Here is a 19594-nt window from a genome sequence, read left to right as displayed (position 1 = left end):
ACACCTAAACTACATCTATTTTCATGATTTCTCTTAAAACTGCAGTAGCGTATGACCCTTTATTTATTGAAAATTCACATAAAACTCCATCGTCTGTTGCTTCTGCATGAGCATCCCAAACTTGGAATCTCATTGAACGTCTTAATCCATGACTTCCTAAACGTGGCATTTTTGGAACTTCAAAGTCTTCTTTTTTAAGATTATAACCATTTAAAACATTTTCTTCCATTTCCCCGACAATTCCACCAGCATATGGAACTTTAGTACCATATAATGGGCAAGTTGGATTAACTTCAAATTTATCCATTAACTCTTGATACTGTTCAGGAGTTTTATCATAAACAATATGTTCTTCTGTGTCAATGATAATATCTCCTTCAATGTATTTGTTAATTCCCATAGCTACACGATTGCTTACGGCTTCATTAAACAAATAAGATTGATAAGCATGAACAAACATTCTCTGAAGAGGTTTTGGAAGTGCGTATAATGCATTTTTATAAGATTTATCTGTTAATTCTCCTTTTTTGGAATCTTTAATCAATTCACGAATCATCATTTTTTCATATCTCATTCCTTTGCCCATTAAATCCAAAGATTCCTCAAGGTTTCCATCATCATATGCCTGTCTTGCCATTTGATTTTCTTCATGCTCCTCTTCGGATGGTCCGCCAATATATCGGTCTACTGCTTTTTTCAAGTCATTTTCAATTAAAGCTTCGCCAACCAAATGAGTATTTGTTCTTGGCTTTCCGAATCTCTGCCAGCCAAAGTAATTAGGGACGCCTGTTGTTTCCAATTCTTTTAAAACATCGTTGGCTATTTCAGCACTTTCTTGAATGTCATCCAAATCTTTAATCAAAATTTTGAATTTGTTTCCCTTAAGCTGACCCATTCTGAGCTTTTTGCGACCGCGAACAATTTCTAAAAAATCAGTCTTGTAAATGTCCAGGTTTTCAACCTGCTTGAATTGCTCTTCTGAATCCATATTTGCGATACAGATCCATTGGCGGGTCAAAGCCTTCTTATCTTTCATTCCGGCAAAGCCCATTCTTTTTCTTGAGATATGTAAATCTCTTGAAATGTCTAAAACAACATCGAGAGTGGTTCTTCCCAACTTTTCAATCCAAATGTAAATGTTTGGACCTTCCCCTGTTGGAATGATTTCTGGAATTTCTTCAACGTAAAAATCTTCATATCTATTTCTAATAGTTCCCCCGATTCCTTTTTGGGAAGTAACATAAGTATTAGCATTTAACATAATAATCACGGAAATTACAATGCCCTGGCCGGGATTTGAACCCGGGGAATGGGATCCGCAGTCCCATGTGTTATCCAAACTACACCACCAGGGCCAACAAAATAAGATAACAAATAAATTTAAGATTTTTATACTATTTAATTATTGCCATATTGACAGGGTATATGAATAATCGCCATAGGTTCTGGAAGCCACATTGACATCAGTCGCTTTTTTATAATCTCCGGAGGATGCCAATACCTCCCCATCCAAAATATTGTTTTCCGTTAAACGATAATTCTTTAGATTATATGAATCCAATTTCATTTTAGAGATTTCAGATACTTCCCTTATTGATTCTTTTGAATTTTCTCCATCGTCTAAAATGGCTGAAATTTTTTCCAGGAATGTTTTGTCATCAAAATCTATTTTACCGCTCAACAATTCCATCACATCCTGTGCTGTTCTAATATCCTTGCTTTCATATGAGTAATCAGTTGCTGGGAGAGATATTATCGTATTAACAGCTAAAAATACAATTAAAAGTAAAAATATTGCAAGGATTGCATCAATTATATAAAAAGACCCATTGTTATCTAACATGTCCATGAATTGGATTTTTTAACTTATATAAAATTTTGAAGTGTGAAAGTGTGCTTTTGTGTAAAGTCACACTTAAAAATTATTGTATGATATTGGAAAGATAGGTTATTCAACACATTTGATATCCAATAATTATGACAAACTTATTAAAATCAAAAATATAATCTATTAAATAAGGAAAATACTGATAAACAATTCAAAAAAATAATGGGGGAAAATATCATGATTACTGATGAAGAAAAAGCAAAAATCAAAGAGGAGATAGTGGACAAAGTTAACTCTGTTTTAGAGAACAACAACGAATCCTACAGAATGGACAAAGTAAATGTCCTGAATAAAAGTGAAACAGTTAAATTCATGGGAAATTACAGAGTTTATGACAGAAAAAACTACAATTCCATCTCAAGGGAGATTAATACTTTCTTAAAGAAATACGGAAATGTCGACATAAAATCTAAAAAAATCAGGGACAGTGGCATGAAATTTACAACTGTAAGCTTTAATTTTGAGCTATGATAGTTCAAATGAAAATTAAAAATAAGTCAAAAAATGAATTTTAGTATTGAAACATGAATCATGAAAAAATAGAAGAAAAATTAAAATTTTAATTTTTCTTAATATAATCAATTACTTTATCCTTTTTAGCAATAGCCGCATCTGAAGCTTTTTGAACTTTTTCTTTCATTTCTTCAAAGTCTTCAGGAGTTGTATCGCCAACTAATTTTTTAATTTTAGTATATGCTGCTTCCCTGAATAATGGAACCAATTTTTCATTAGAACCATCTTCTTTAACTAATATTGGTTCGCCTGAATTGTTTACCTCACCAATTTCAGATATTGCAACGCCATATTTACCGACAGCTTTTTTAATGTCTCCAACAATTTCAGGAGGTACGATTAACATTAATGAATCAGTTGAGACTCCTAATGGATCAATATTTAATGTTTCAAGCATGTTTAGGACATTCGGTGCGACCATGCCCCTGATTTCTTTTTCATAGAACTCTAAACCAACACCGGTGGTATTTGAGATTTCATGAGCATCGCCTCTAAGGCCTCCATTGGTAACGTCAGTCATTGCATGAACATCTTTAACCAGATCAGATTCGAATAGTGCGTGTGATGCTTGAACAAAGTTAACATTCATTGTATCCCATACAACATCGAAAAAACCGTTGTATAATGCGGTAGTGGTTATTGTTCCTCCACCGGAACCTTCAGTTAAAAGGATAATATCCCCTTCAGTTGCTCCTTTTCTTGCAGTTGGTGGATAAGGTGAAACTCCAACACTTCCAACCGCGGAAACAAACCTGTCACCTAAAACCATGTCGCCTCCAACACGCAAAGTACTTCCAGCTACGATTGGCACATCAACAAGTTCGGATACTGCTGCCACACCCGCTGTAAAGTCAAATATTTTAGCAACATCCCCATCGTCAGCCAAGTGAACATCACTTAGAATTGCAACAGGGTCGGCTCCCATTACACAAACATCTCTAAGTGTTGCTCTTGTAACGTGAAATCCTCCTAAAAATGGGTATTCGCTTAATCTTGAGTGTATTCCATCAACAGCAGTTGTAATATAAACTTCATCATTTGCAACGGGAGCTTTTACAACTCCCCCATCGTCCTGTTCTGATGGGTTTACAAGTGAAGCAGTATTGGTGGATGAAACAATTTCTGCGATTTTTCTGTGGACAAAAAAGTCTCCGGCTCCACGGGATCCTACTCCCATTTCTCCCATCAATACATCAGCCTTGTTAACATCAACAATCTCTTTTAAAAACTCATCATCACTATCTTTGAGTTTTAATGTGGTTTGTACCTCATCAATAACTGCTTTTGCCATTTCTACTGAGTTTTCTTCAGAAATCTTTTTGTATTCACGTATTCTTACTGCTAAAATGTCTGCTAATTCATCATATGAGTAATCATCAATTCTAGCTCTTACAAATCCTTCAATATCCATAGTTATATCTCCAAATTAGTGAAATTTTTTAAAATTTTTAATCCTGCTTTTCCACTTTTTTCCGGATGAAATTGTGTTGAGAATAAATTGTTTTGGCTTAAGCTTGCCACAACTTCACCACCATATTCACAAACTCCTGCGATGATTTCGTCATCATCAGGGATTACATGATAAGAATGTACAAAATAAAAGTATTCCCCATCGATTCCATCTAAGATTGGTGAGTCATTGGTGACCTTTAATCTGTTCCAGCCCATATGAGGTATTTTAACGCCACCTTGTAACTTTTCAACATGACCTTTAAATAAATCTAAACCATCGACTCCTGGTGATTCTTCACTTGAACCCATCAATACCTGCTGTCCAAGACAAATCCCTAAAAACGGTTTATCGTCTGCAACGTGTTCTTTTATAATGCCTTCAAAAGGATTTAAATTCTCCATTGCGCTTCCAAATGCTCCAACACCAGGTAAAACCAAATAATCACTATTTGCAATAATTTCTTTATCATCGGTGATTTGATAATCGGCACCAATTTTTTTAAATCCATTAGAAATACTCTTTAGATTTCCACTTTTATAATCAATAATTGTTATCATTCGTTTAACCACCCAATAGCTGACCTAATCATTCCACCAAAATCAGAAAATACTATTTCATCTGTTCCAAGGGTTTTTGAATGTGCATCAAGTTCTGCTACAACATGTGTGTAACCCAGTTCTTTTAAAGGTTGAACCAAACGAGGCCCATCAGTAACCGCAACGGATTCAACATCAAAATCTTCAATTGGAAATGCATGAGGCACACCAAATACAACTATTAAATCTAAATCTTTATTTTTTAAGTATTCTGCTGCTTTATTGGCAGTTATTGGATATTCATCAAGACCACCAGTGATAAAATCAGGCTCAATATCTAACTGATTTTTAATATTTACAGCATGTTGTCTGATTCTTGGCAAACCAATATTTTCATCCAAATTAGCCACGAAAATAGGTTTATTATCTGGATTAATTTTTCTGTAGTCGAAATTAATAATATCTGAAAATAGATAAGATGTTTCTTTTTTAACATTGAGTACGAATGCTACTTTTTTATCATCTTTTAAAGCTTTAACTACAGTTTTTGCAACAGATTCTTTTGAATCACCAAAGTTAGGCTTAATATATTTGCCCTGTGCCATTCCACGGGTTTTTTCAACTTCTGTTGCCTTTTCAAGCATTTCAATCTGCCTGTCTGCTTCCTCTCTTGGAATAACACCGCATTCCACAGCAGCATCCAGTACCATGATTGCTCCAACAGTATTGTCCCCTTCACCTGATCCCCCATGGGATTCGACAGGGATGACTGTACATGGCAAATCTGCAGTTGCAATTGCCTCTTTCAAATCTTCTCCAATAATCATGCTGGCACATGTACCCGCAATTCCCATCAATTTCGGTTTGAATGTATCATAAGCTTCAACCAATGTTTCTACTAACTTTTCACCGGCGCCCAAAATGAAATCATTTTCAGACATTCCGGTGGTTACGACACGGACACCATCGCTTTCCAATAGTCTGGCTGTTCTAAAGCAGCACCCCGTAGGCCCATGCATAACAATAACTTCGACATTCATGTCTCTTAAGGTATAAAGAGTGGCGGCAATCGGACTTGGTCTTGGATGTATAATTTTTATCAACTCACAATATTTTTAACAAATAATTATATTAAATTCTTGATTAATATAATTAATTAACAAATTCAGGAGATTGCATGATGAAACTTGACAAACAAATTTTAGAAGAAAAAATTAGAGAATACAGAAAATCTAAAAGTTGTTCTGAATCAACATTGATGGGTCTTTGCCAAACCGCTGATTATCCGATGAGTGAGGAAGACATGTCCAGATTAGCCTGCGGATTTGCGGGAGGAATGGGTGGAACATTTGATGAAGGAACCTGCGGTGCTGTAACCGGTGCCTTAATGGCGAATGGTTTGCTGAATGATGAAAATGAGATAATTAAAGCAAACGCCAAAGAGATTTTCAACACATTTAAAGACGAATATGGTACTGTAAGATGTGATTTAATCACAAATAATGGTAAAGATAAATCTCCATGTGTTGACTGCTGTGTTTTTATTGCAAATAAAGTTGCAGACCTATTAGATAAATAACTATGATTTACAAAAGAGAATTTGATGAAGAAAGAAAAAAATGTGAGAAACTAACTCATATTGAAGAGCCCATTAGCGATTCCGCACTAATTGAAATTGACAAGTTATTCGGTGCTGCAGATGTTTTGAGCATGAAATATTCTGAAATACATCATGATAAAATTCGAAACATATCCATAATTGCACCGTTGATTGTATTTTTCTTTCTTCTTTATGAAGCAGCCGAACAACATTTTCTAATTTTCGTAGTTACAGGATTAATCCTATTGTTATATTATGTTTATAGACAGCCTAACGATGAAGATGCTCATGAAAAATACCTGGAATATCGAGTGCTTGCAGAGACACTGCGTGTCCAATATTTTATTTCAAAGGCAGGCATTAAAAAAAATGTTATTGATATTTTACCATGGTTTACCTATATACGTATACCTTTAGTAAAAGATGTCCTCTCGGGATTGCCTACAATAGAAACAAATAAAAAAGAATCCATTTTAGACTGTTGGATTAGAAATCAAATGAAATATCATGATGGTGCACATAAAAAGGCATTGAAACAATTGGAAAAAAATGAATTTTATGAAAAAATTTCACTAATCGCAACCATTATCTTTTATGTTATAGCATTGATTTTCGAAATTTCCATGATGATTTATGCTCCTTTTGATATGCATACTGCACATTGGATTCGTGCAGGATTGAAAATTGGTGTCGGAACTGCAACTGCAATTACCATATTTCTTTCAAACTACTACGGAAAGATGTCTATATCCAGTAAGGTTGACGAGCATCTAAGAATGTATTGGTTGTATCAAAAAGTTGAGCATGAAATTATTCATACGAAAGAAGAGCATGAAGATCAAATAATGTATTTGGCAAAAGAATGTTTAACTGAAAATACAATTTGGTATTCTCATCAAAAGAAAAACAAACCTGATTTTGCTGTAGAATGAAGTCAGTTTAAAACTGTCTTTAACTTTCTGATTGTGTATCTGGCATATGTGAAGTTTAAAATAGATGCAATTATCCTACCGGTAGCGAGGCCTGTCCAGATACCGGTTAACCCCCAACTAAATACCATTCCGAACAGATAAGTGAAACTTACGGTTAGAATTAATTCTCTGATAATTGTCCAACATAAGCTTGTTGTACCGCGACCGATTCCCTGATAAAAGAAGCTTGAAGGCATACCAATTCCAACTAAAAGCAAACCGAATGAAGCAATTCTTAAAAAATTAGTAATTTCAGGAATTAATGGGGCTGTTTCAGGAGTATATGCAAAAATCAATGATAATTGAGGTGCAAACACTACAAGAATAAGCATGATGAGAAGCGCTAATTTTGTTGCAAATTTGGTTCCGTAAATATGTGTTCTTGAAAGATAATCCCAATTTTTAGCTCCAAAAGAGCTTCCGCTGACTGCTGCAACCGCACTTCCTATTGCAGTTAAAGGCATTATTCCAAATAGATATAATCTTTGACCTGATGTGAATGCTGCAATACCATATTCCCCTCCGACAGATGAAATGAACATTAAATAGAAACTCATTGCAACGGACATTACCAGCATGTCCAAAGAAGCAGGAATCCCTACCTTTAAAATATCCTTGGCTATTTTTGATTCGAATTTAAATCCTTTAAGATTAACATCAACGTAAGTATCTTTTTTTACCAAAATCCAATACATTATAACAGTAGCTGAACCTATTGAACTTGTAATTGTTGCAAGAGAAGCCCCAGCTGAACCTAAATTCAACACATAAATGAAAAGAGGATCCAAAATAAAGTTCAAAATCACGGAAACAATGATTGCATACATTGCCCTTTTCATATCGCCTTCACCACGGAGAATTCCACTTCCTCCATTAGCAAACATGAATGCGAATAAACCTAAGAATAAAGGAGTTCCATAACTGATTCCCTCAGCTAAGGATTGGCCGCTTGCACCATAAGATATGAGCAAAGGTTTTAATGTCACAATAAAAATCAAAGTTAACACAATTGATGCCATGAGAAATATCAAAAGTGAGTGAGTTGCCGATTTACTGGCCCCTTCATGATTTCTTGCTCCAACAGCACGGCTGATACTGCTTGTTGCACCATTTCCAAGTCCCACACTAAACCCGTTTAGAATCATGAATATTGGTGTTACAAAACCTATTCCTGCAATAGCTGCTTGACCAAGCCCCGCAACCCAAATCCCATCAACGATATTGTATGATGCCGTTAAAAGCATGGATATCATTATTGGAATCGCCAATTTTCTAACGGCGATTTCCGGTTCTCCTCTCATCAATTCAACATTTTTATTGGCCATGTTATCAACAGTAAAACTTTGAATTTTCATCAAATTAAAAAATTAAAACCATTGTTTACATTTATATTTTTTAAGCATTATAAATTTAACAATCGATTAATTATAAAAAATTTTTTGATGTTTTCAAATTGAACTGATTCAAAAAATGATGCATAATTGTTTTATAATACTTTTTTTAATAATGTAATAGTATATAAGAAGTTAAGAGTTGTTACTATGTATCAAAAAGAGACCTTTTTCAAAGACATGGAAAATTGTAAAATTCCATTTACTCATATTGAAGAAAACATTACCGACCCTTCATTGAAAGCAATTGATAAATTATATGGGGCAGCAGATGTAATGAGTATGGAAAATGCAAAAAAACATTACTTTAATCTTAAATTGCTCGCGTTTTTTGGAACAGCTCTTGCTGTCTTGTTTCTTTTATATGATGAAGCTGAATTGCACTTGTTTATATTCCTGTGTATTATAATTTTGGCAATTTTTGGTTATTCCGACAAATTTGGTGTCCAATATGAAAATCACAAAAAATATTTGGAATATCGTGTGCTCGCTGAAACTCTTCGAGTCCATTATTTCCTTTCAATTGCGGGCATCAAGGAACATATAACCATCATTTTGCCCTGGTTCATCAAAAAAAATTCCCCTTGGATTAATGAAATCTTACTTTCATTGCCCGTGCATACAACAACCGAAAAAAGATCTATTTTAAATTGTTGGATAAGGGACCAACTGGAATATCACCAAAAGGCATGGATAGAATCAAATGAAAAAAAACAAAGGAACGACAAGTCTACACGTAGAGCATTATACATAACCGTTGCCACTTTCCTTATCGCAGGAGCTTTTGAATTTTATATGTTATTTAACGCATCTGGAGAAATACATATAAATGAACTTGGCATGATTTTAAAGACTCTCCAAGATTCTGGAATAATGGTTGGCTTCGAACAGGTAGATATGATCCGTTCATTACTGAAAATCATAGTGGGAAGCATGTCCGCATTCACCCTGTTTCTTGGAAGCTACTATGGAAAGATGTCTTTGTCAAATGAAATTAACGACCACAGAAGAATGGTTATGCTGTATGAAAAAGCTGAAAATGAAGTTTTACAGAAAGGAGAAAGTGAAGACTTAATCATGTCCTTAGCACATGAATTTTTAATTGAAAATACACTTTGGTTTGCTTATCAAAGCAACAATACTCCTGAGTTAATCTTAGAATAATCAGATTCCTATAATAACATGAATGCCTAACAGAAGCATTAATAGGATAACATTTAAAACCGTGAATACAATCAAATATTTAATTTTAAACTCCTCATGCTCACGAACAAGAATTTTATATGATATTAGATTGGCCATTGATGCGATAAGTGTACCTAAACCACCAATATTGATTCCTATAATAATGGATTCATAATTAGTGCTGAAACCGCTAAGCAACATTGCTGCAGGGACATTTGAAATAATTTGAGATGCGATGACACCCCAAAGAACCTCATTGCCTATAATCCATTTCTCGAATATCTGTGTGAAAAATGTGATATTCTGCAAATTGCCAATCAAAACAAAAAGGGCGATAAAAGTTAAAAGTAGATAATAATCAACCCCAAGAAAAACCTTTTTAAAGAAATTTTCCCTGTTAATCTCTATTTTTGCCATTGAAGGCAATGCAACATTGTCTGGAGAAATAAAGAAAGTCAAAATAACCAGAAATATCGTTGATACAATTACATATGGCAAAAGCAATAGGAAAAATGAGTTAAATGGTATTTTAGAAACAGTATACATGACAATATTGTGCGGCGCCCCGATAGGAAGAACCATACAGCCAACATTCGCCGCAATAGTCTGCAAAGTAACTGTGAAAATTGTTAAATCGATTCTATCAACCTTTCTCAAAGCCAATATGGCGAATGGTACAAATATTATTAAAGAAACATCGTTGGTGATGAAAATGGAACTAAAAAAACAAGCGAAAACCAATGTAAAAACAAGTTCCCGAGCATTCCTAATTTTAGTCAGCAGCTTTCGAACCACCATCTCAAAAATAGATAAATTTTTAAGAATTTCCACAATCAGCATGATTACAAAGAGCAATATAATTGTGTCCCAATTAATATAATTAAAATAATTAATGCCCGGTTTGACAAAAATGCAAGAAATAATGGCTAGAATTGCAGATATTGAAAATACAATCTCTTTTTTAAAAAAATTATAGCTTCTTTCTATTAAATTATCCATAATATCATAAAATATTTAATAATCAATCTGCATCTTCATCAAGTGTTTCCAAAAGAAAACTAACCGGCCTAAACCCATCATTGCAGGAAATCATTGCAGATTTTTTATTCTTCATCCACCCATCATAAAAATCACTAGCTCCATTTGCCAAAGCTAAAACAAATGGGGAAACGCTTTCCCATGCACTATCGCAGAACCCATCAGGTTTGACCCAACCATTTGCAATGAAAATTTGACCTTCTTCAACATCACATTCATGTTCAAGTGGATTTTCATATTTTTCGATTAAATCATCATGCCTTACTTTCCTCATAACGGTGATTTTAATTTTTTTCATATTATCCCTTCTTTAAAATATCTAAATCACTCTTTTCATAACGATTATGTCCTTTGAGAGATTTTTTATAGTTCCAACATTTGATTGCGTCCTCTAATGATTTATTTTCATTATTCTCAAAGAAATCTCTTATATATTGATTATATTGGAACTGCTTGCCTATTTTAGTTTTTTCTTTTGAATTTTGAATTTCATTATATGCAATAATTGCATCACGATAAGTCTTATCGGGGTTTGCCTTTAGCCATTTTTGAAAATTAACCTTAAATTTGAACCCTGGACCAATCTCTTTTTCGAAGAATGCTCGTTTATCTTCGCTGCATTTGAAATTTTCGCCCAATTTGGAATCCAAAGTTATCTCAGATATTGTTTCAGTTGGATGCTGTTCGATACGGGTTTCTGTTAACTCTTCACCTGTTGACAAATAATGAATTATTCTATTTTCCAAATCCTGCTTGCTTCCACTGACTTTTAACCCTTCCAACCTGCAAAAATCCTTTAATTCTTCTTTTAAAAAGTAGTATTGCCTAAATTCATCAGGATTTAAATCTCGAGTTAATTTAATCATATTATCTAAAATAAAAAAAGTAGAGGAATTAACCTCTTGTTACAATACTGATAATGTCTCCGTCTTTTAATTCATAGTCACTAGCTACACGCATATTTGATCTTGCATCAACCGCATGCATGAATTTATCCCCTATATCAGTGTGGACAATATAAGCCAGTTCTTTTGGGGTTGAACCCCTTCTGACCAAAAATCCGTCAGGCAGGACATTACCCTTCTGATCTGTGTATTTGTGCTCGTCTTGAACAGGATAAACAACAATCCTATCAAGCAATTCAAAAATGCCATAATTCAAAGCATCCTGAACACCTGTACTGCCGTACTTATCAAGAATATTGGTTTGTATGTATTCAAGCGCCTTGATTTGATTTGGATTTAATTCATCAGGTTTTAATATTTCAAAGTGGTCTTCACCTGAAACATATGAAATTAACCCCGCTTCAGCAGCCCTAACTAATGCAATTTCAGATTCCGCTGATGTTGCAATAACATTAGGATATTTTTCCTTAATTCTTTCGATGTTTGCCGCGGATGTAGGCAGGTCTGCCTTGTTTGCAATAATCATCATTGGTTTTGCGATTTTCAGGATATTTCTTGTCAATTCAATCAAATCTTCTTCTTCCCATTTATTGTAATCTGGTTCAATTGTTCTTTTAGCTTCAATAATATCTTCAATAGTTATCCCAGTACCTGATAATTGATCAAACAATACTTTTGAAATATCTAAATGCTCAGCACCAACTTTCCTTACAAGCCTTACCCAATTTCTTGACAAGATTCCATACATCCACATTACAATCTCATTTTCCAAAAATTCAACGTCATCCAATGGGTCATGGCTTCCAGGGTCAACGGGATTTCCTTCGATGTCTGTTGAACCAGAAGCATCAATCACATGTATGAATACTTTAGCTTGCATTAAATCATCTAAAAACTTATTACCTAATCCTTTTCCTTCATGTGCTCCAGGAACAAGTCCCGCAACATCTATCAATTCGATTGGAAGCAATCTTTTTCCATCGATGCATATTGAATTATGAGGATTACAAGTAACACCTAATTCCTTACATGGACAATCCTTAATTACATGAGCAACTGCTTTATTAGCATCAATTGTTGTAAATGGATAATTTGCCATTTCAACAGCAGATGCAGTTGCTGAATTGAAAAAAGAGGATTTTCCAACATTTGGTTTTCCACAAACTGCAATTTGAAGCATAATAATCACTTAATCTTTAACATCTAAATTTATGTTGTTAAAATTATAAATAGTTTCAGAAACCATAATAATACTGATGAAAGATGAAAATGTTCTAATCCCTCCGGCAATGAAAATTCGCCAAACGATTCAAGAGTCTATGACAAATACCCTACCTGAAAAGGAGTTTAATCCGGAGGATGTTGATGTAGTGGAAGTAAACATCGAATTGACTAATTTGGGCAAGAATTTTCACAATTACAGAATTTTAAATTTGTGTGATATCCATTTGGGCCAATGGATTAATCCGGAGTATCTTGAAGACCTGATAGATTACGTCAACACGCTAAACTATGATTTGGCCACATTGACTGGAGACTACGTTTCATATGTTATTGACGGTTATGATGCCTCATTGGAAAAATCTTTCAAAAAATTAAAATCCGAAGACGGAAAATTTGGTGTTTTGGGCAATCATGACCATTGGCTGGGTGCAGATAAAATCCGAAACATCTTTAAAAACTCAGATATCTATGATTTGAGCAATGATGCTGTTACTTTAATAAGAAAAAACGAAAAATTAAATTTAGCGGGTGTTGATTCATATACTGTTTGTGCTGATAATTTAGATAAGGTACTGCCTAAATTGGAAAAAGATGCTCCAACAATTTTACTTGCTCATGAACCAGATTTTGCACAACAGTCATTTCAAACAGGTAAAATTGACCTTCAAATATCCGGACATTCGCATGGAGGGCAATTTATAATACCAAAATTTGAAACAACCCCTTTTAGAGGCAAAAAATCAATAAAATATCCAGTTGGCCTTTATGAACTGGGAAATATGTTCCAGTACACAAGCAAAGGCCTTGGTACAAATTCATTCAGAATCCGTGTAAACTGTAAACCTGAAATTACAATAATTACTCTTAAATCAAAAATCAGACAAAAGATTGAGATAGAATGACAATTCAAAACAAAGTTATTTCATCATTGAAAACATTAATTACAGGATTAGTGCTTACACTAGCCAACATTCTCGCCATATTGTTCGTTGACTATATCAGTACCGACTTTACATTAGGCCCCCTTTACAATGCAGTGATAATTGTAATAGCCGTTTCAATTGTAAACTCAATATTATGGCCTATTTTCAGACGATTTTTGATGAAATTTATCATTTTAACATTTGGTATTGGATCGTTGTTTGTCACATCATTAATCTTCTATATCGCATGTTATTTCATACCTGACGTTTATGTCGGTTTTTATGGTTTTTGGCAGGTCCCGATAGTCATGTCAATATTTACAACATTCGCCGCAAACATTACAAACACAAATTACTATGACAATTATATCAAGAGCATTTCAAAATTTGCCCTTAAAAGAAGAACTTCTTATAAAAAAGTATATCCTGGAGTTATAATGCTCGAAATTGATGGTCTATCAATCGTTACATTAAAAAAGGCAATTGATAAAGGAGTTATGCCAACAATAAAAGGTTGGATAGACGACAACAGCCACACCTTAAAGGAGTGGGAAACCGATTTATCCTCACAAACCGGAGCAAGCCAGGCAGGAATACTCCATGGTAACAACAAGGACATTGTAGCCTATAGATGGGTTGAAAAGCAAAATGACAACAAAATCATGGTTTCAGGAAAATTGAGTCATGCCCCTGATATTGAAAAAAGGATAAGTAACGGTAAAGGCCTGCTCGTCAATGGAATAAGTATTGCCAACATGTTTTCAGGAGACAGTCCCCTATCAGTGCTGACCTCTTCAAAATTAAAGAAACTTTCAAGAATCTATAATAAATCATTGGATTCAGTATTTTTGGAATCATATAACTTTGAAAGGATTTTTATCTTGTTTTTATGGGACATGGTGATTGAATTGAAGTCCCAGATAATGCATAAAATTAAGAATATACAGCCTAGACTCAGAAGAACCATTATCTATACTGCAATTAGAGCAGGAGCTAATGTAGTTTTAAGAGAAGCTACAACAGAAGTTTTAGCAAGTGAAATCTTTAGGGGAGAAATTGATACCGCCTATGCAACATTCATGGGTTATGACGAAGTGGCACATCACTCAGGAGTTGAAGATGAAGATGTTTGGGGTGTTTTAAAGCAAATCGATGTTCAGTTTTCAAGATTGCTTTCAACTATCGAAAGGAGTGAAAGAGATTATAAGTTAGTGATCTTATCAGACCACGGCCAAAGTAACGGCGCAACATTCAAACAAAGATATGGCATAACATTAGGAAACTATGTTAGAAGATTGCTTCCAAACGATTTGAAAGTATACAAAACCGAATATAATATTGACCACTTTAGAGATGCTTTTCTTCCAGAAAACAAGCAATTGCAAACAATAAAACAGCATATTGGAAACATTCGTTACGATTTATTCGAAGAGAATGAATCTTTTCAAAATTTCCGTGGTGGACTTCAAAGCAGAAAGCCTGCAATAATTTTTGAAAATAACCAGTTCATTAATCTGCAAAAAAAGTATTCAAACAGTTTAGAGTACATTACCGGATATGAAAGTGTGGAACACAGCACTAAAAAAGCTGAAAATTCTGAATTAATTGTATTAGGCTCTGGAAATTTGGGTTTGATTTATTTAACTCAATGGAAACAACGCCTCACTTATGAAGAACTTGTCATGCTATTCCCAGACTTAATTCCAGGACTTGTAAAACATCCGGGAATCGGATTTGTTTTAGTTGATTCTATTGCAAACGGCGGAATGGTAATAGGTGAAAATGGTATCTACTACTTAGAGACTGATAAAATAGTTGGTCAAAATCCACTTGAAGGCTTTGGCAAACATGCAGCTCAACACCTGAAAAGAGAAAATAACTTTAAAAATATGCCTGATTTACTGGTTAACAGTTTTTATGACAGTGCCGCTAATGAAGTATGCGCTTTTGAAGAATTGGTTGGAAGCCATGGAGGTCTCGGCGGGAATCAAACCAAACCATTTATTCTTTATCCATCCGAATGGGAAGACCCTGGTGAAATTATTGGCTCTGAATCAGTTTATAAATTCTTGAAAAATGAAATTGAGAATTTAAATAATTAATCCAAGAATTTATACTAAAAAATATAAATAATAATTTAATCAACTTTTAATTATAACAAGTTTTAGAATTGATGATTGAAATGACTGGTAAAATTTATATTGTTGGAATTGGGCCGGGTTCTAGTGAATACCTAACAAAAAAAGCAATCGATACTGTTAAAATGAGTGATTACACTGTTGGAAGTACACGTGCGATTGATTTATTCGATGATGTGCAAAATAAAATCGCATTTAATGTTAAGGAATTGCTTGATAAATTAGAAGAAGGTGTCAAGCTAGCAGTTGATGGAAATACCGTGTCAATTTTATCTACTGGCGATCCTGGTTTTTCAGGTGTTTTGAATACTGTTTTAAGACTTTCAGATGAAAACGATTTTCCAAAAGAAAATATTGAAGTGATACCTGGAATCAGTTCCTTGCAGCTTGCAGCGGCAAAATGCCACATCCAATGGGACAATGCCAATGTAATGACATTTCACGGCAGGGAAAACATTGAAGATATTTTACCGGTTATCAACAATGGCAAGAAAACCATTGCTTTGCCATCTAGAAAAGTCAAGGATATGGCGCAGTTTTTGCTTGACAACGGGGTTGAAAAAGACCGTAAAGTCACAGTCTGTGAGCGTTTAAGTTACCCTGATGAAAAAATCGTCAACGCAACATTATCCGACATTGCAGAAAGCGAGTTTACTTACATGTGTATTATGGTCATTGATGCATAAAATTGACCTTAAAAATTCATTTTAAAAGTCTATTTCTATTTAATTTTAAAATTAAAGTTTATATGTTCTAGATATCATACATTAATTGTCGGTCGGTTCGAGAATTAGCAAAAAGGTAGATATCATGAACATTAAATTAAACACCACGTGGTTCATTTTCCTACTGTTTTTATTGATTGGAGTTGCCTCAGCAACTGACACGGATAATGAAACCCTACAACAAACCATAGAACAATCTGATGATAAAATTTGTCAGGAAAGTTTTGAAAATCAGGATTGCCTTGAAGCGAGCAATATTGATACAGATAAAATTGAATCCCCAGCCAACCAGGCAGTGAAGAACAGCAAAGCGAAGGTCAAGATAAAATCCAATGACGTGAAAATGTATTACAAAGACGGCAGTAAATTCACAGTTACGCTCAAAAATCAGCAAAATCAGGCAATGAAAAACTTTAAAGTAAAAATCGCCATTAATGGAAAAACGTATGTGAAAACAACAGATTCAAAAGGTAAAGCATCACTGAATCTTAAGTTAAATAGTGGAAAATATTCGGTTGTGACAACATTCGAAGAAACAAAACTCTACAAAAAACAAAGCGTTAAAAACACTGTGACAATTAAAAGCACAATAAAATGCGGTGATCTTTCAAAATATTATAAAAATGAAGCCGCATATTCATCCACTTTTTACGATAAGAAAGGAAAAGTTTTAGAGAACACAAATGTGAAATTCAAGCTGAATGGTAAAACCTATTACGTTAAAACCAATAAAAAGGGCGTTGGAAAACTTGCCGTTAACTTAAATCCTGGAAAATATAGCATTTCATCAATAAACTCTAAAACTTCAGAAAGCATCACAAAAGCAATCACAATCCAATCAATTCTTGAAACAAAAGATTTGACAATGAATGAAAAAGATGGTAGCAAATTCACAGTTAAAGTCCTGAACAGCAACGGGAAAGTTTCTCCAAATAAGAAAATAACATTAAAAATTAACGGTGAAACATACACTCCAAAAAGCAATTCAAACGGCATTGCAACACAGATAATCGATTTGCCTGCAGGGAAATACACAATAACAACAGAATATGAAGGGCTTAAAAATACAAACCAGATTATCGTCAAAAATGTTGCTGTAGAAAATCCTGTGAAAAAAAGTGAATTCACACATTCCATAATAATTCCAAACTATGTAAATGTTACAATACCCTATGCATTCCACAATAGCGCATATACACTTAAAACCGGCGCCAATGGAACAGTTAAAATGCCAAAAGTTGAAGTTTTTACGGTTGAAATCGGAACCAGTGTTGAACAGTTCGCAACCGGCAAAACAAATGTTGAAGATGCCGTAATTCTAGAGGAAAAAAGCTATTTCATTCCATTCCAGGGCTATGGGATAAGGGCATGTGTTAATAAAGAGTCATTAAAAGGAAACGGAATAATCATTACCCGAACTCCAACATACACCCAAATTGATTACAGGGACACAACAAACGACAATACTGAATTAATCGGATTTTATGCTGATAAAGGCATGGAAAACAGTGAAACATTCACCTATCTAAAAAATGATAAGATAATAGCCAAGATTAACGTGCAAACACAATATTATGATGAAACGGGAGTGAAATACAATTTGGCTAAGCTTTACCAAAGAATAAATACAGATTTCAATTACTATGAAATAACAAACCATGTCTCAAATCCCATCATATTTACAAATACGGGAGAACCTGTAACCTACAGTTATTATACAAATTTTATTGCAGGTTATCCAACCAGAGAAGACATCATTACCAAATTTACCATTAACGGCAGAGAAGAGCTTGAAAAAGTTGAACAAATCAGTTATGGGAGAGCCAATAAATACAGAATAGCTTTAGGATTTGAAGTGCTTCAGAGTTATAGCATCATCAATGAAAAAGTAACCAGAAACATAATGGAAAACTGGACAAATAGAAATTCAGCATATCTATCCAGATTTGGAGTCATGAACGTTTATGGAATGCATCTGGCATCACTTGAAACCGCATGGCTTGCAGATGAAATAGCTGACAGTTATGCAAAGGAATTCAATGTAAAATGGAATCGCGGAAATACCGCAACAATACTTGGAGGAATTAATCTGGAAGATACCTACCTGCATATATTAAATGCAGACATGGGTATGAGCATAAGCGGCAATAAACAAAATATCGAATTATTCAGACTGATAAACTCCCTAAATCTTCCAAACATTGAAGATTATGTTCTTGAACCCGTTGCAGACCGATTTTGGAACAATACTGAAAATTCACTTGATAATGTTTTAAAATCAATATCAGAGAACAATTACAGCATTGCCCAATTAGGAGAGATGTTATACTTATTCTGCCAAAATGATTCGGCAATTGTGTTGAATACATCAAGTGGAGTCAGTAGTGTCATTTTATCAAATGAAAATACTGTTTACAAAGGATCTAGAATTCATACGAGCGAAGACTGTTGCGGAGTCGGAATAATGCCCAAGGACATCATAAGAGGCATTAGGGACATTTTAAAAATAGCTTCGCCAGCGACATATCTCCTTTCAAATCATTTTAAGGACATACACCCCCTAAGCCTTATAGCCTATAAGGGATTGAGCTTTTTATTGGGTAAAACACTGAGTGGCGCATCAGCTTCCGTTTTTGGCCTTGCTACAGGAATAATACTTCTCCAAGACGGTGCAGTAAAATACAGGGATGCAATGATAAGCGAAAAGGACTGGCATAGTGCAATGGATACCTTCACCATCACTAGGCCAGGTTATATTCAAAGTAAAAAGATCTACAACATTCCTAATGAAAACGGAGGAACGGATTATCTGGAAGTAAAAATCAACAATGACTTAACTTTAGATAGAAACAATGCGACTTATATCAGCGCCGGGAAAACAAGGAAGTTGACATCAGAAGAAACCTACCAGTACTTCTGTGAGGATTACTGGACGCCATTCAGCATGCCGACAAAATATTGGGACGAATCGTGGAAGTGATAACATGTATCTTATTGAAACGTTTAAAAATCAGCCGTTGATTGTTAAAATATTGGATACTGCGTTTATAATTTCGCTTGTTTATGAAATTACAACATGCAATAGTGTTAATATAAGTCTATGG

At 34.3% G+C, this 19594-nt stretch carries 18 protein-coding genes and 1 tRNA gene; 8 read left to right on the top strand and 11 right to left on the bottom strand.

All coding sequences use genetic code 11. The features are described 5' to 3' along the window. Positions 1-4: 4 nt before the first annotated feature. From truD to IKS50_RS02405, 3 genes are all read right to left on the bottom strand, one after another. On the bottom strand, positions 5-1261 hold the full coding sequence (truD, locus tag IKS50_RS02415) for a tRNA pseudouridine(13) synthase TruD (RefSeq protein ID WP_292844747.1): 1257 nt from the start codon (positions 1259-1261) through the stop codon (positions 5-7). Between the two features lie 20 nt (positions 1262-1281). Further along, a tRNA-Arg gene (locus IKS50_RS02410) sits at positions 1282-1355 on the bottom strand. Positions 1356-1402: 47 nt separating this feature from the next. After that, entirely contained in the window at positions 1403-1843 is a 441-nt protein-coding gene (locus IKS50_RS02405; RefSeq protein ID WP_292844744.1) for a hypothetical protein, read from the bottom strand. A gap of 222 nt (positions 1844-2065) precedes the next feature. Here IKS50_RS02405 and IKS50_RS02400 point away from each other — a divergent pair, with 222 nt between their 5' ends. Further along, positions 2066-2359, top strand: coding sequence for a hypothetical protein (locus IKS50_RS02400; RefSeq protein ID WP_292844741.1), 294 nt, complete (start codon positions 2066-2068; stop codon positions 2357-2359). 88 nt (positions 2360-2447) lie between these two features. Here IKS50_RS02400 and IKS50_RS02395 read toward each other — a convergent pair whose 3' ends face one another. The 3 genes from IKS50_RS02395 to cfbD are packed head-to-tail and all read right to left on the bottom strand — an operon-like array spanning position 2448 to position 5481. After that, positions 2448-3812: an AIR synthase-related protein gene (locus IKS50_RS02395; protein WP_292844738.1), complete on the bottom strand. Its 1365-nt coding sequence runs from the start codon at positions 3810-3812 to the stop codon at positions 2448-2450. Between the two features lie 2 nt (positions 3813-3814). Continuing rightward, positions 3815-4411: an imidazole glycerol phosphate synthase subunit HisH gene (hisH, locus tag IKS50_RS02390; protein WP_292844736.1), complete on the bottom strand. Its 597-nt coding sequence runs from the start codon at positions 4409-4411 to the stop codon at positions 3815-3817. Beyond that, positions 4408-5481 carry a Ni-sirohydrochlorin a,c-diamide reductive cyclase catalytic subunit gene (gene cfbD, locus IKS50_RS02385; protein WP_292845124.1) on the bottom strand — a complete coding sequence of 358 codons (1074 nt, stop codon included), beginning with the start codon at positions 5479-5481 and terminating at the stop codon, positions 4408-4410. Before cfbD ends, hisH begins: the two co-directional genes overlap by 4 nt. A gap of 86 nt (positions 5482-5567) precedes the next feature. Between cfbD and IKS50_RS02380 the strand changes: the two genes are divergently transcribed. Together IKS50_RS02380 and IKS50_RS02375 are read left to right on the top strand one after the other, a co-directional pair. Further along, positions 5568-5969 carry a C-GCAxxG-C-C family protein gene (locus tag IKS50_RS02380; RefSeq protein WP_292844733.1) on the top strand — a complete coding sequence of 134 codons (402 nt, stop codon included), beginning with the start codon at positions 5568-5570 and terminating at the stop codon, positions 5967-5969. A gap of 2 nt (positions 5970-5971) precedes the next feature. Continuing rightward, positions 5972-6922 (top strand): hypothetical protein, encoded by a 951-nt coding sequence (locus IKS50_RS02375; RefSeq protein ID WP_292844731.1) that lies wholly within the window; start codon positions 5972-5974, stop codon positions 6920-6922. 2 nt (positions 6923-6924) lie between these two features. Here the strand turns inward: IKS50_RS02375 and IKS50_RS02370 are convergent, their stop codons facing one another. Further along, on the bottom strand, positions 6925-8286 hold the full coding sequence (locus IKS50_RS02370; protein WP_366664912.1) for an MATE family efflux transporter: 1362 nt from the start codon (positions 8284-8286) through the stop codon (positions 6925-6927). A gap of 216 nt (positions 8287-8502) precedes the next feature. Between IKS50_RS02370 and IKS50_RS02365 the strand changes: the two genes are divergently transcribed. Continuing rightward, complete coding sequence (locus IKS50_RS02365) at positions 8503-9516, top strand: hypothetical protein (RefSeq protein ID WP_292844726.1); 1014 nt, start codon at positions 8503-8505, stop codon at positions 9514-9516. Here IKS50_RS02365 and IKS50_RS02360 read toward each other — a convergent pair whose 3' ends face one another. The 4 genes from IKS50_RS02360 to IKS50_RS02345 are packed head-to-tail and all read right to left on the bottom strand — an operon-like array spanning position 9517 to position 12660. Continuing rightward, positions 9517-10536, bottom strand: coding sequence for an SLC13 family permease (locus tag IKS50_RS02360; protein ID WP_292844723.1), 1020 nt, complete (start codon positions 10534-10536; stop codon positions 9517-9519). Positions 10537-10558: 22 nt separating this feature from the next. Then, a complete protein-coding gene (locus tag IKS50_RS02355) occupies positions 10559-10873 on the bottom strand; it encodes a TIGR04076 family protein (RefSeq protein ID WP_292844720.1) in 315 nt (104 codons plus the stop codon). 1 nt (position 10874) lies between these two features. Then, entirely contained in the window at positions 10875-11441 is a 567-nt protein-coding gene (locus IKS50_RS02350) for a DUF6434 domain-containing protein (protein ID WP_292844717.1), read from the bottom strand. 28 nt (positions 11442-11469) lie between these two features. Then, positions 11470-12660 (bottom strand): redox-regulated ATPase YchF, encoded by a 1191-nt coding sequence (locus tag IKS50_RS02345; RefSeq protein ID WP_292844714.1) that lies wholly within the window; start codon positions 12658-12660, stop codon positions 11470-11472. Between the two features lie 76 nt (positions 12661-12736). Between IKS50_RS02345 and IKS50_RS02340 the strand changes: the two genes are divergently transcribed. From IKS50_RS02340 to IKS50_RS02325, 4 genes are all read left to right on the top strand, one after another. Continuing rightward, the gene (locus IKS50_RS02340) at positions 12737-13606 is read left to right on the top strand and encodes a metallophosphoesterase (protein ID WP_292844711.1); all 870 of its coding nucleotides are present in this window, start codon (positions 12737-12739) and stop codon (positions 13604-13606) included. Further along, positions 13603-15729 carry a phage holin family protein gene (locus IKS50_RS02335; RefSeq protein WP_292844709.1) on the top strand — a complete coding sequence of 709 codons (2127 nt, stop codon included), beginning with the start codon at positions 13603-13605 and terminating at the stop codon, positions 15727-15729. The genes IKS50_RS02340 and IKS50_RS02335 overlap by 4 nt, the downstream gene beginning before the upstream one ends. A gap of 80 nt (positions 15730-15809) precedes the next feature. Beyond that, positions 15810-16451, top strand: a complete 642-nt coding sequence (locus IKS50_RS02330) for a cobalt-precorrin-7 (C(5))-methyltransferase (protein WP_292844706.1) — start codon at positions 15810-15812, stop codon at positions 16449-16451. A 124-nt stretch (positions 16452-16575) separates the two neighbouring features. Beyond that, positions 16576-19470 carry an Ig-like domain-containing protein gene (locus IKS50_RS02325; protein WP_292844703.1) on the top strand — a complete coding sequence of 965 codons (2895 nt, stop codon included), beginning with the start codon at positions 16576-16578 and terminating at the stop codon, positions 19468-19470. The last annotated feature ends 124 nt before the right edge of the window (positions 19471-19594 follow it).

It is taken from the genome of Methanobrevibacter sp., assembly GCF_017539065.1.
GTDB lineage: Archaea > Methanobacteriota > Methanobacteria > Methanobacteriales > Methanobacteriaceae > Methanocatella.
The sequence above is the reverse complement of the archived record's forward strand: the minus strand, read 5'-3'. Positions and strand labels throughout refer to the sequence as shown.

Coding starts and splice junctions, on each gene's coding strand:
- truD (WP_292844747.1), bottom strand. CDS start 1,261: ATGTTAAATGCTAATACTTATGTTACTTCCCAAAAAGGAATCGGGGGA.
- IKS50_RS02370 (WP_366664912.1), bottom strand. CDS start 8,286: ATGGCCAATAAAAATGTTGAATTGATGAGAGGAGAACCGGAAATCGCC.
- IKS50_RS02400 (WP_292844741.1), top strand. CDS start 2,066: ATGATTACTGATGAAGAAAAAGCAAAAATCAAAGAGGAGATAGTGGAC.
- IKS50_RS02355 (WP_292844720.1), bottom strand. CDS start 10,873: ATGAAAAAAATTAAAATCACCGTTATGAGGAAAGTAAGGCATGATGAT.
- IKS50_RS02340 (WP_292844711.1), top strand. CDS start 12,737: ATGAAAGATGAAAATGTTCTAATCCCTCCGGCAATGAAAATTCGCCAA.
- IKS50_RS02365 (WP_292844726.1), top strand. CDS start 8,503: ATGTATCAAAAAGAGACCTTTTTCAAAGACATGGAAAATTGTAAAATT.
- IKS50_RS02360 (WP_292844723.1), bottom strand. CDS start 10,536: ATGGATAATTTAATAGAAAGAAGCTATAATTTTTTTAAAAAAGAGATT.
- IKS50_RS02405 (WP_292844744.1), bottom strand. CDS start 1,843: ATGTTAGATAACAATGGGTCTTTTTATATAATTGATGCAATCCTTGCA.
- IKS50_RS02345 (WP_292844714.1), bottom strand. CDS start 12,660: ATGCTTCAAATTGCAGTTTGTGGAAAACCAAATGTTGGAAAATCCTCT.
- IKS50_RS02380 (WP_292844733.1), top strand. CDS start 5,568: ATGATGAAACTTGACAAACAAATTTTAGAAGAAAAAATTAGAGAATAC.
- IKS50_RS02330 (WP_292844706.1), top strand. CDS start 15,810: ATGACTGGTAAAATTTATATTGTTGGAATTGGGCCGGGTTCTAGTGAA.
- hisH (WP_292844736.1), bottom strand. CDS start 4,411: ATGATAACAATTATTGATTATAAAAGTGGAAATCTAAAGAGTATTTCT.
- IKS50_RS02395 (WP_292844738.1), bottom strand. CDS start 3,812: ATGGATATTGAAGGATTTGTAAGAGCTAGAATTGATGATTACTCATAT.
- IKS50_RS02350 (WP_292844717.1), bottom strand. CDS start 11,441: ATGATTAAATTAACTCGAGATTTAAATCCTGATGAATTTAGGCAATAC.
- IKS50_RS02375 (WP_292844731.1), top strand. CDS start 5,972: ATGATTTACAAAAGAGAATTTGATGAAGAAAGAAAAAAATGTGAGAAA.
- IKS50_RS02335 (WP_292844709.1), top strand. CDS start 13,603: ATGACAATTCAAAACAAAGTTATTTCATCATTGAAAACATTAATTACA.
- IKS50_RS02325 (WP_292844703.1), top strand. CDS start 16,576: ATGAACATTAAATTAAACACCACGTGGTTCATTTTCCTACTGTTTTTA.